Origin of the sequence: Flavivirga aquatica, assembly GCF_001747085.1 — a bacterium.
GTDB lineage: Bacteria > Bacteroidota > Bacteroidia > Flavobacteriales > Flavobacteriaceae > Algibacter_C > Algibacter_C aquatica.
The window spans coordinates 120,127-132,533 of the sequence record NZ_MDJD01000007.1 but is presented as its reverse complement, the minus strand read 5'-3'; the positions used below and the strand labels follow the sequence as shown (position 1 = coordinate 132,533).

At 32.9% G+C, this 12,407-nt stretch carries 8 protein-coding genes; all 8 read left to right on the top strand.

The annotated features are described in order from the left end of the window. Positions 1 to 11: 11 nt before the first annotated feature. The 8 genes from nrfD (at position 12) to A8C32_RS01290 (ending at position 12,406) form a co-directional block, all read left to right on the top strand. Entirely contained in the window at positions 12 to 1,463 is a 1,452-nt protein-coding gene (gene nrfD, locus A8C32_RS01325; RefSeq protein ID WP_069828651.1) for an NrfD/PsrC family molybdoenzyme membrane anchor subunit, read from the top strand. 9 nt (positions 1,464 to 1,472) lie between these two features. Further along, positions 1,473 to 2,003: a DUF3341 domain-containing protein gene (locus A8C32_RS01320; RefSeq protein ID WP_069828650.1), complete on the top strand. Its 531-nt coding sequence runs from the start codon at positions 1,473 to 1,475 to the stop codon at positions 2,001 to 2,003. An 8-nt stretch (positions 2,004 to 2,011) separates the two neighbouring features. After that, positions 2,012 to 2,563 carry a c-type cytochrome gene (locus A8C32_RS01315; RefSeq protein ID WP_069828649.1) on the top strand — a complete coding sequence of 184 codons (552 nt, stop codon included), beginning with the start codon at positions 2,012 to 2,014 and terminating at the stop codon, positions 2,561 to 2,563. 22 nt (positions 2,564 to 2,585) lie between these two features. Further along, positions 2,586 to 3,947, top strand: a complete 1,362-nt coding sequence (locus A8C32_RS01310) for a quinol:cytochrome C oxidoreductase (RefSeq protein WP_069828648.1) — start codon at positions 2,586 to 2,588, stop codon at positions 3,945 to 3,947. A 30-nt stretch (positions 3,948 to 3,977) separates the two neighbouring features. Beyond that, positions 3,978 to 5,045, top strand: coding sequence for a cytochrome c oxidase subunit II (locus tag A8C32_RS01305; RefSeq protein WP_069828647.1), 1,068 nt, complete (start codon positions 3,978 to 3,980; stop codon positions 5,043 to 5,045). A 27-nt stretch (positions 5,046 to 5,072) separates the two neighbouring features. Beyond that, positions 5,073 to 6,866, top strand: a complete 1,794-nt coding sequence (locus A8C32_RS01300; protein WP_069828646.1) for a cytochrome c oxidase subunit I — start codon at positions 5,073 to 5,075, stop codon at positions 6,864 to 6,866. 368 nt (positions 6,867 to 7,234) lie between these two features. After that, positions 7,235 to 11,422, top strand: coding sequence for a T9SS type B sorting domain-containing protein (locus A8C32_RS01295; RefSeq protein WP_069828645.1), 4,188 nt, complete (start codon positions 7,235 to 7,237; stop codon positions 11,420 to 11,422). Positions 11,423 to 11,449: 27 nt separating this feature from the next. Further along, positions 11,450 to 12,406: a PorP/SprF family type IX secretion system membrane protein gene (locus A8C32_RS01290; RefSeq protein WP_069828644.1), complete on the top strand. Its 957-nt coding sequence runs from the start codon at positions 11,450 to 11,452 to the stop codon at positions 12,404 to 12,406. Position 12,407: the final 1 nt, after the last annotated feature.

The following is a 12,407-nucleotide window of genomic DNA, read 5'->3' as shown; positions in this document are numbered from 1 at the left end:
ATAAAAGGATTATGGCGTCTCATTACGAAGCACCTATTAGAAGACCTTTAGTTACAGGCGAAAAATCATACCATGACGTAACTCTGGATGTAGCAAAGCCTGTAGAAGGAAAAGCCAATAAGCAATGGTGGATAGTTTTTTCTATATCACTAGTCGCATTTCTTTGGGGAATTGGATGTATATTATATACTATATCAACAGGTATTGGAACCTGGGGTTTAAATAAAACCGTAGGTTGGGCTTGGGATATTACCAACTTTGTTTGGTGGGTAGGTATTGGTCATGCAGGAACACTTATTTCTGCGGTACTATTATTATTCCGTCAAAAATGGAGAATGGCAATTAACCGTTCTGCAGAAGCAATGACAATTTTCTCTGTAGTACAAGCAGGTTTATTCCCAATTATTCACATGGGACGACCATGGTTAGGATACTGGGTATTACCTATACCAAATCAATTTGGATCACTATGGGTAAACTTTAACTCCCCATTACTATGGGATGTATTTGCAATTTCTACTTATTTATCTGTATCATTAGTATTTTGGTGGACAGGTTTATTACCAGATTTTGCAATGCTTAGAGATAGAGCAATTAAACCTTTTCAAAAGAAAATTTATGCATTATTAAGTTTTGGTTGGTCTGGTAGAGCAAAAGATTGGCAACGTTTTGAAGAAGTATCTTTAGTTCTAGCTGGTTTAGCAACACCTTTAGTGCTTTCTGTACATACTATTGTATCATTTGATTTTGCAACATCTGTTATTCCGGGTTGGCATACTACAATATTCCCTCCTTATTTTGTTGCAGGGGCTGTATTTTCAGGATTTGCTATGGTAAACACACTGCTTATTATCATGCGTAAAGTATGTAATCTTGAGGATTATATTACAGTACAACATATAGAGTTAATGAACATTGTAATTATGATTACAGGTTCTATAGTAGGTGTAGCATATATTACAGAGTTGTTTATTGCATGGTACTCTGGTGTAGAATATGAACAATATGCATTCTTAAATAGAGCAACAGGGCCTTACGCTTGGGCATATTGGATGATGATGTCATGTAACGTATTTTCCCCACAATTTATGTGGTTTAAGAAACTAAGAACAAGTATTATGTTCTCATTCTTTATATCTATTGTAGTAAATGTAGGAATGTGGTTTGAGCGTTTTGTAATTATAGTAACATCATTACACAGAGATTACTTACCGTCATCATGGACTATGTTCTCTCCAACATTTGTAGATATAGGTATATTTATAGGAACTATAGGCTTCTTCTTTGTATTATTCTTATTGTATTCAAGAACATTCCCTGTAATAGCACAGGCAGAGGTTAAGACGATTTTAAAATCTTCTGGAGAACGATATAAGAAAATTAGAGAAGCTGGTGATAGTTTAGTTGGTACTGGCGCAGATGAAAGAACATCTGGAAATAATAATAAAGAAACAAAAAACTAAAAGTAGCATATGGAAGCTTCAAAAGTAATTCACGCTATTTATACCGATGATGATGTATTAATGTCTGCTGTTAAAAAGGTAAAAGCAGAAAGACATCATATCGAAGAGATATATACACCGTTTCCGGTTCACGGACTAGATAAAGCTATGGGATTAGCTCCAACACGTATAGCTATAACAGCATTTATGTATGGTTTAGTTGGTTTAACTGTAGCAATAACTATGATGAATTTTATCATGATAGAAGACTGGCCTCAAAATATAGGTGGTAAACCAAGCTTTAGTTATATTGAGAATATGCCAGCATTTGTACCTATTATGTTTGAGTTAACTGTATTTTTTGCAGCCCATTTAATGGTAATTACATTTTACTTGCGTAGTAGAATGTGGCCTTTTAAAGAAGCTGAAAATCCAGATCCAAGAACAACAGATGATCATTTTTTAATGGAAATAGCGGTTCATGGTAACGAAAGTGAATTAGAAAATTTACTTAAAGAAACAGGAGCAGTTGAAATTAATTTAGTTGATAAAGCCCATTAATATAACAGATGAAAAGCTTAATTAAAATATTAGCAATAGCAGTCGTTTTAGTTGTAGTATCATGTAAAAAAGATACAGCACCAAATTATCAATTCATGCCTAATATGTATGAGTCTGCTGGATATGAAACCTATGGAGAAGCAGCATTTCCTAATGGAGTAGAAGCACAATTACCTGCTCAAGGTTCTATAGCAAGAGGCTTTATTCCTTTTGATATAGATAACACAACCGAAGGGTATAACTTAGCAAAGGAAACTTTAAAAAGCCCTTTAGATTCAACTCAAGTTGATTTAGTAACTGGTAAAGAACTATACAATATTTATTGTGGCATATGTCATGGTAATAAAGGAAATGGACAAGGTAATTTAGTAAAACGTGAAAAAATACTAGGTATACCAAGTTATGATGATGCAGGAAGAGCAATAACAGAAGGAAGTATTTACCATACTATTTATCATGGTAAAAATGCAATGGGTTCTTATGCAAACCAATTAAATGAAGAAGAACGTTGGCAAGTAGTATCATACGTGCTAAAGTTAAAAGCAGATTTAGAAAAGTAAGATTGATAAGATTATTATAGATATGTATACATTTTCAAAAAAATTAAAGACATTTTCTATCATTTTAATGGTTTTAGGATTATTAGGTGTAGGATTTGGTTTTATAACATCTCATAAATCTTTTGAACAAGTTGAGCACTTACTTGCAGAAGAGGAATCACATCATGGTGGTGGACATGGAGCAGCATCTCATGAAGCAACTTCAAATCATGATACACATGCTGTCGATACTCACGCAAAATCAGGACATGCTGATGCAGGAGTAGATACTCATAAAAAACATGTGGAGCACGTACAACACCAAATAGCAAATAGACCATGGTCTGCACTTTATGTTGCAGCATTTTTCTTTATGATGATTGCTTTAGGAGTATTAGCTTTTTATGCAATTCAGATAGCATCCCAAGCAGGTTGGTCTCCAGTATTATTTAGGGTAATGGAAGGTATAACAGCTTATTTATTACCAGGAGCCTTGATAGTGTTGGCTATAGCCGTTGCTTCGGGAACAATAGGTCATTATAATATATTTATTTGGATGGATCCTGAGGTCGTTGCAGATGATAAATTAATACAAGGTAAATCGGCATGGTTAAATATCTGGGGTTTTACAATTAGAGGTTTAATCTTCATCGGAGGTTGGAGTTTATATCGTCACTTTGCTAGAAAGTTTTCCATTGCTCAAGATACAGCTGAAGATAAAAGTAATTTCAAGAAGTCATTCCGAATTACAGCAGGTTTTTTAGTATTCTTTATTTATACAGAGTCAATGATGTCTTGGGATTGGATAATGAGTGTTGATCCACACTGGTTCTCTACATTATTTGGATGGTATGTTTTTGCTAGTATGTTTGTAAGTGGAATTACAGTTATAGCTTTAGTGACCATATACTTAAAATCTAAAGGACACTTAGAGTTTGTTAATGAGAATCACTTACATGACGTTGCTAAATTTATGTTTGCAATAAGTATTTTCTGGACTTACCTTTGGTTTTCACAGTTTATGCTTATTTGGTATTCAAATATTCCAGAAGAAGTAACTTATTTTGTAACGCGTTTCCAAGCGTATAAATTACCGTTCTTAGGTATGGTAGTTATGAACTTTGTATTCCCATTACTACTTTTAATGAATGCAGATTATAAGCGTATTCCATGGTTTGTTGTTATGGCAGGTTTAGTAATATTATTTGGACATTACATTGATATATTTAACATGATTATGCCAGCAACAGTAGGAGACAGATGGTTTATTGGTATACCTGAAATAAGTTCAATATTACTTTTTGCAGGCTTATTCATATTTGTAGTGTTTACAGCTTTAACAAAAGCACCATTACTTGTAAAAGGGTACCCTTTTAGAAAAGAAAGTGAAGATTTTCATTATTAATCAAGATATAAATAAAGACGAACGACAACAATGACTGCTTTATTAACAATTATAATTCTAGTATTTATTTCGGTAGCCATTTGGCAAATGGTAAAGATTTTTGATTTAGCTCAAGCTAAAGGCGAAAATTTAGAAGTTGCCACAGATAAAGATAATACCATAAACGGGTATTTAATGATGGGCTTTTTAGCATTCATTTATATCATAACTATTGTATGTTTTGTTAAATGGGGGGACTTACCTTTAATGTCCAATTCGGCATCAGAGCACGGTTCAACTATTGATAACTTGATGATTATTTCAATGGTCATTATCTTTATAGTTCAAGTTATAACACAATTTTTATTACACTATTTTGCATTTAAATATAAAGGTGAAAAAGGTAAAAAAGCATTATTCTTTGCAGATAACAATAAACTTGAAGCAATTTGGACTATTATTCCAGTTATTGTTTTAGCAGGTTTAATTATATATGGATTGAGTACTTGGATAAACATTATGGGGGTTGATGAAAGTGATGATCCTTTAGTTGTCGAGTTATATGCACAGCAGTTTAACTGGAAGGCACGTTATGCTGGAGCAGATAACACATTAGGTAAAGCTAATGTTCGTTTAATTGATATTGATCGTGCTAATATATTAGGTTTAGATGAAGCTGACCCTAATGCACAAGATGATATGATTACAACTGAATTACATTTACCTGTAGGGAAACCTGTATTATTTAAAATGCGTTCCCAAGACGTACTACACTCAGCATATATGCCTCACTTTAGAGCACAAATGAACTGTGTACCTGGTATGATAACGCAATTTGGTTTTACTCCAACAGTAACAACAGCAGATATGAGAGAAACACCTCAAATGCTTGAAAAGGTTGCAAGAATCAATGATATTAGAGTAGAAAAAAGTAAAGTATTAGCTACTAAAGGAGAAGATGCTTTAGAGCCTTATGAGTTTGACTATTTACTATTATGTAATAAAATTTGTGGTAAATCTCACTACAATATGCAAATGAAAATTGTAGTAGAAACTCAAGAAGAATATGATGCTTGGATTAAAGAGCAAAAAGAATTCAAGAACTCTCTAATTAACTAATTTAAAAGATAAACACGATATAAGATTATGTCAGCACACGCAGATACTCACGCTCACGAAGACGACCACGGACATCATCATAAAGAAACGTTTGTAACTAAATATATATTTAGTCAAGACCATAAAATGATTGCTAAGCAGTACCTAGTTACAGGGACTATAATGGGAGTTATTGGGGTTTTAATGTCTATTATGTTCCGTATGCAAATCGCATGGCCAGAGGAACCTAATGTATTGTTTGAAGCATTATTAGGGAAATGGGCACCAGATGGTGTTATGGATGCAGATATTTACTTAGCATTAGTTACTATACATGGTACAATCATGGTATTCTTTGTACTAACTGCTGGTTTAAGTGGTACATTTAGTAATTTATTAATTCCATTACAGATTGGTGCTCGTGATATGGCATCTGGTTTTTTAAATATGGTTTCTTATTGGTTATTCTTTTTATCAAGTATAATCATGGTTATTTCGTTATTTGTTGAAGCTGGACCTGCAGCAGCAGGATGGACAATTTATCCTCCATTAAGTGCATTACCAATGGCACAAGGTGGTTCTGGTATGGGTATGACTTTATGGTTAGTATCTATGGCTATATTTATTGCTTCTTCATTATTAGGATCATTAAACTATGTTGTAACAGTAATTAACTTAAGAACTAAGGGGATGTCTATGACTAGATTACCTTTAACAATATGGGCGTTTTTTGTAACAGCTATAATTGGTATTATATCATTTCCAGTATTATTATCAGCTGCATTATTATTAATAATGGATAGAAGTTTTGGAACATCATTCTTCTTATCAGATATATTCATACAAGGTGAAGTATTACATTATCAAGGAGGTTCACCTGTATTATTTGAGCATTTATTTTGGTTCTTAGGACATCCAGAGGTGTATATTGTAATATTACCAGCGATGGGATTAGTTTCAGAGATTATGGCATCAAATTCACGTAAACCTATATTTGGTTACCGTGCAATGATTGCTTCGATATTAGCAATTGCATTCTTATCAACAATAGTATGGGGACACCATATGTTTATTTCGGGAATGAATCCATTTTTAGGATCTGTATTTACATTTACGACATTATTGATAGCAATACCATCTGCTGTAAAAGCATTTAACTGGATAACAACATTGTGGAAAGGTAATTTGCAAATGAATCCAGCTATGTTATTTTCTATTGGTTTTGTTTCTACCTTCATTACAGGAGGATTAACTGGGATTATTCTTGGAGATAGCGCTCTAGATATTAATGTACATGACACATATTTTGTAGTAGCTCACTTTCACTTAGTAATGGGAATATCTGCTCTTTATGGTATGTTTGCTGGTATTTATCATTGGTTCCCTAAAATGTTTGGACGTATGTTAAATAAAAACTTAGGTTATATTCATTTTTGGTTAACAGCGATTTGTGCTTATGGTGTGTTTTTCCCAATGCATTTCATTGGTATGGCAGGTTTACCGCGTCGTTATTATACAAATAGTAACTTTCCATTATTTGATGATTTAGCTAACGTTAATGTTATCATTACCATATTTGCTATAATAGGTGGAATAGTTCAAATATTATATTTATACAATTTTTTTAGTAGTATATTCTTTGGAAATAAAGCAACGCAAAATCCTTGGAAATCTACTACACTAGAGTGGACAACACCTGTTGAACATATCCACGGAAACTGGCCAGGAGAAATTCCTCATGTTCACCGTTGGGCTTATGATTATAGTAAACCAGGACATGATGTTGATTTTGTACCACAGAATATTCCTTTAAAAGATGGTGAAGAAGAACTTCAACATTAAAATAATATAAATAAATTATAGATTTAAAAACCCACCTATTAAGGTGGGTTTTTTTGTTTACATATAAAACACATTTTGTTTTGTAACTATGTTTTATTTGTAGTACATTGCTTACAATTATTTAAATGCATTTTACTCCTCCTTAAAGCTTAGTATTACCAATTGAAGATGCTTTTTTTATAAAGTCATACATGAAAAAACATCTGTGAAATGCATATTTTATCGATAAAATGAAAAATAAATGAAAATAAATCGATGAAATACAAAAAAATCAGTTAAATTGCTGAAATTGTGAATAACATGTTAATAAGTTTGTTACTGATAAAGTGTCATTCTTGTTTTTATTTTATATAACCAATTTGTCAATTATGAAAACTAAACTAACGTCAAAAAATACATTGTTCAATGTATTTTACATTTTGTTATTATTAGTTGTGGAAAATGAAGCTTCAGCTCAATGTCCAACAATAGCAGACCCAAGTCCACCACCAATATGCGATGCGTCTGGATTTACTTTTAATGACTTAAATGCTTATGCTACGGAAAATGGCGGCGGTATCAAGTGGTACACTAGTCAAATAGGAGGAACTTCATTTACAGGAACACAATTAATTTTGCATGAAGGAACCTATTATGCAGATGATGATTTAGGTTCATGTCTTATAAGACCTTCTATAACTATAAGTTTTGAAGTAGGCGCCTCTAATCAGGTACTAGATGGTATTTATTGTAGTAATGAAGGTCCTTTAGTGCAAGATTATATAAATGAAGTCTTGTTACCTAATGTAACACCTGGTGGATCTGTAGAGCTCTATGTCGATCCTGATTTAACAATTTTGGCAAATAGTTTAGATTTAATCCCTAGTGTCCCTACTAATTATTATGCTGTGTTTATTGATAGTGGCGGCGTGTGTAAAAGTCAAACAGAGATAGGAAGCGTAGCGATTTTCACTTCGCCTAGTGATCCTACACCATCTAATCCACAAATGTTTTGCTCAGATACAAATCCGACTATAGCAGATCTTGACCCTGGAGTGGTAACATCTTTTTTATGGTATCAAAATATTGATGGCTTTGGTAATCCAATACCCCCAGCTTTAATGCCATCGACACCTTTAGTCGATGGTAGTACTTATTATATTCAAGTAACTGTTGGTTTTTGTGAGAGTAACCCAATTCCCGTTACAGTTGCTATTGATACTCCTGTGAATTCCGGAAGATCGGGAACTTTACAATATTGTAATGATAGCTTACCAGTATTAGATTTTAATTTATTTGATGAATTGGGAGGTGTGAAAGATATAAATGGCGTTTGGACAGGACCTGCAGGAATAACAATATCTAATGGGAGCACTGGTACGGTAAATATTTCATCATTAACAAGAGCAGGAACTTATACTTTTAGGTATACTGTTCCAGGAAATGGAGCTTGTTCATCTGCAAGTTCAACAGTAATTATTACAGTTTATGAAACATTAACTTCGGGAATACCTTCTATAGTAGAGCAGTCTTCGTTTTGCGAATCTATACTGCCTTCAACTTTCGATTTGTTTGCTTTATTAGATAACGAGGATCCTGGTGGCCAATGGACACAAGGAACTACGAGTTTAGATCCAGTAATAACATCACCAATTAGCTTGTCCGGGTTAATTCCAGGAGTTTATAATTATACATATACTCAGAATTTATTACCAAACCCTTGTGTAGAAGAATCTACTACAGTACAAGTAACTATTTTAGATGATCCAAATGCTGGACTTGCGGTGAATCAAATATTTTGTGAGAATGATTTAATTGTAAATTCACCTTTTAATTTATTTGATGCTTTAGATGGTTCTCAAGATAATAATGCAGGAACTTGGACAGATGGAAGCAATATATCAATTCCTAATTTTGTAGATATAACAAACTTTACTGTATCGGGAAGTCCATATAGTTTTGCTTATACAGTTGATAATGGCATTTGTTTTGACGTAGAAATAATAACAATAACTATATTACAAACACCAGAATCTGGTATTGTAAATGTACCTGCTGAGTTTTGTGAAGGAGTATCTCCTGTTAGTTTTAACTTATTTGATTTATTAGATGGCGAAGATCAAACCGGATCTTGGTATTTAGGTATAGACAATACAGGTGCAATAGTTACTAATCCAGTAGACCTATCTGTATTAACGGCAGGAATTCATAATTTTACTTTCGATGTTGATGCAATTGGGGTGTGTGATGATGAGTTGGTAACGGTGCAAGTATTGATTAATCCATTGCCTAACACTGGCATAGCAAATAATCCAGCTCCGTTTTGCGAAAATGATCCTGTACTTAATAATTCAACTTTTGATTTATTTACATTATTAAATGCTCCAGTAGATTCACGTGGTAATTGGAATGATGATAATGCTTCAGGAGCTTTAACGGCTAATATTTTAGATTTATCATTATTGGCAATTGGAAATTATAATTTTACTTATAGTATTACAAATGCTAATAACTGTGAAAATAGTACGACAGTTACAATTACTATAGACGATGCCCCAGAGTCTGGGGCAGTAAATAGTCCCGCAGAATTTTGTATAATTGATATAACAACTGCGCAAACAGTTAATTTATTCGACTTATTGGATGATGAAGACCAAACAGGAACTTGGAGTGACGATAATGGGTCTGGAGGATTGTTAGGTAATATAGTTACAATTGAAGGTCTATCAGCGGGTGTTTATAATTTTACATATAATGTTAATGCAATAGGAGCTTGTGACGATGTAGATGTAACTGTAAATATTATAATAAATGATATACCTCCTCCAACAATTTCCTCTCCTCAAGAGTTTTGTGATACTGCAATGATATCAGATTTAATAGTAACAGGAGCTAATACTATTCAATGGTATAATAGTGCCACAGGTGGTATTCCCATAACAGAATCAACAGCTTTAGTAAATGGAGAAACCTATTATGTAACTCAAATAGATGCAATAACAAATTGTGAATCATCATTAAGAACAGATGTGCAGGTGATAATTCACCAATCACCTAATGCAGGTAATCCAAATACAACCTCAATTTTGACTTGTAATGATGTTAATAATATAAATTTAACTCAAGGTTTAGATGGAACACAAGATACAGGGGGCATATGGGAGGATACAGATGCTACAGGAGCTTTAATAGGGAATATTTTTGATGCGACAGGAATTGCTGCTGGAACCTATCGTTTTACATACTTAGTAACAGCTAATACTCCTTGTTTAGATGCGAGTACAACAATAATGGTTACAATAAATAACCCATTAAATGCAGGTACAAATAATACTTTAGGTATATGTAGTAATAATGGAATCGTAGATTTATTTACCCTTTTAGGAACTGCAGATATAGGAGGTACATGGTCTCCAACATTATCTAGTGGCACAGGAGTTTTTGATCCTCTAATAGATACAGAAGGTGTTTACAGGTATACATTATCTAATGCTTGCGGAAATCCAAGTAGTGAGGTTGTTGTAAATGTAACTCAAGCACCAAATGCAGGAATAGATAATTCAGTTTCAATTTGTGTTATAGATGGTCAAACAGATTTGTTTTCTTTTTTAGGTACAGACGCACAAAGCGGTGGAACATGGTTTCCTGCACTAGTTAGTGGTACAGGAATATTTGATCCTGCTAATGATTTAGCAGGGATTTATACCTATACTGTAATAGCAACAGCTCCATGTACTACAGATTCAATTGCTCAAATAACAGTAGCAGTAAATGATACTCCGCCCATAGTTGTATTAGAAACAAACCCATCATTTTGTTTAGCAGATAATCCAAAAGTATCAGATCTAATTAATACTATAAGACCAACAGGTACTGTTACTTGGTATGATGATATTACTTTAACATTGCCATTAAACAATTCTGAAAATTTAGTAGATGGAAAAGATTATTATGCAACCCAAACTAATAGTACAGGTTGTGAATCTTCAATAAGCATTCGTGTTAATGCAATTGTTAATGATGTATTAACACCTACATTAGATGATGTTACTATAGATTATTGTATCAAAGATAGGCCAACAATTAATGATCTATTGATGAATATTACTGAATATGACTCGTTATTAGATAATGTTATTTGGTACGATGAAGAAACAAGTGGTTCCATTATGGGAAAAAATACAATTTTAAGCCATGCTACAACATACTATGCTGTTTTAGTCGATGCTGTAACAGGTTGCGAAAGTAGTGTGCGTTTAGCAGTAAATCCAGACATAACAGCTTGTGGTAAGTTGATAATTCCAGATGGATTTTCTCCAAATGGAGATGGCGTAAATGATACATTTGATATTGATTATTTAGATATTTTACATCCAAATTTTGATATTGAAATTTATAATCGCTATGGTAATATTGTTTATAAAGGGAGAGCGGATACACCGCCATTCGATGGTCAATCAAATCAATCTCGAATACTAGGAAAAGGAGATTTACCTGTAGGTGTATACTTTTATATTTTTAGTTTTAACGATGGAGAAAATAAACCAGAACAAGGACGTTTATATTTAAGCAGATAATTTATAGATGCAATAAAATTTAAGACAATGAAAAAATTAAATATATACCATAAAATAGCTGCTTTGTTAAGTTTGACTCTTATGTCATTACAAGGTTTTGCACAACAGGATCCTCTATTTACACAATACATGTATAATATGAGCGTAATTAATCCTGCTTATGCAACAACAGAACAAGGGATTTTAAACTTAGGAGGGTTATATAGAACGCAATGGGTTGGAGTGGAAGGAGCTCCAAAAACAGGTAGTTTTTTTGCTCATACACCAATAAATGAAAAGATAGAAATAGGAATATCTTTTACTAATGATAATATAGGTGATATTGTAAACGAAAATAATGTATATGCAGATTTTGCTTATGTACTACCTGTAGGTATAGAAAGTAAAATATCATTTGGATTAAAGGCTGGACTTACCTTTTTTGATACGATTTTTAATGGTTTTGTGTTACAATCTGGTAATACAACAACCGATATTGCTTTTAATGAAAATATTAGTGAAGTCTTCCCTAATTTAGGTATTGGCACTTTCTTTTTTACAGATCATTACTATTTAGGTATATCTGTTCCAAATATGCTATCAACAAAACATCTAGAAAGTGAAAGTGGTGTAAAAGCAACAGGAGTTCAAAGTGTTCATTATTTTTTTACAGGAGGCTATGTTTTTGATATTAATAGCAAGTTAAAATTAAAACCAGCTTTTATGTCTAAAGCAGTAAAAGGTGCTCCGTTAGCTTTAGATATTACAGCGAATGCTTTAATTAATAAAAAGTTAGAAGCTGGTCTTGGCTATAGGTTTGGAGATGGTATAAATGCTTTAGTAAATTTTAAAATAACATCAGGATTAAGAATTGGTTATGCTTACGATTATACTACGACGAACTTAGGCGTTTTTAATTCTGGTTCTCACGAAATATTTATTTTGTTTGATATTGATTTATTTGGGTTTAAAGGTGGGTATGATCGCTCTCCAAGGTTCTTCTAAA

Coding starts and splice junctions, on each gene's coding strand:
- nrfD (WP_069828651.1), top strand. CDS start 12: ATGGCGTCTCATTACGAAGCACCTATTAGAAGACCTTTAGTTACAGGC.
- A8C32_RS01320 (WP_069828650.1), top strand. CDS start 1,473: ATGGAAGCTTCAAAAGTAATTCACGCTATTTATACCGATGATGATGTA.
- A8C32_RS01315 (WP_069828649.1), top strand. CDS start 2,012: ATGAAAAGCTTAATTAAAATATTAGCAATAGCAGTCGTTTTAGTTGTA.
- A8C32_RS01310 (WP_069828648.1), top strand. CDS start 2,586: ATGTATACATTTTCAAAAAAATTAAAGACATTTTCTATCATTTTAATG.
- A8C32_RS01305 (WP_069828647.1), top strand. CDS start 3,978: ATGACTGCTTTATTAACAATTATAATTCTAGTATTTATTTCGGTAGCC.
- A8C32_RS01300 (WP_069828646.1), top strand. CDS start 5,073: ATGTCAGCACACGCAGATACTCACGCTCACGAAGACGACCACGGACAT.
- A8C32_RS01295 (WP_069828645.1), top strand. CDS start 7,235: ATGAAAACTAAACTAACGTCAAAAAATACATTGTTCAATGTATTTTAC.
- A8C32_RS01290 (WP_069828644.1), top strand. CDS start 11,450: ATGAAAAAATTAAATATATACCATAAAATAGCTGCTTTGTTAAGTTTG.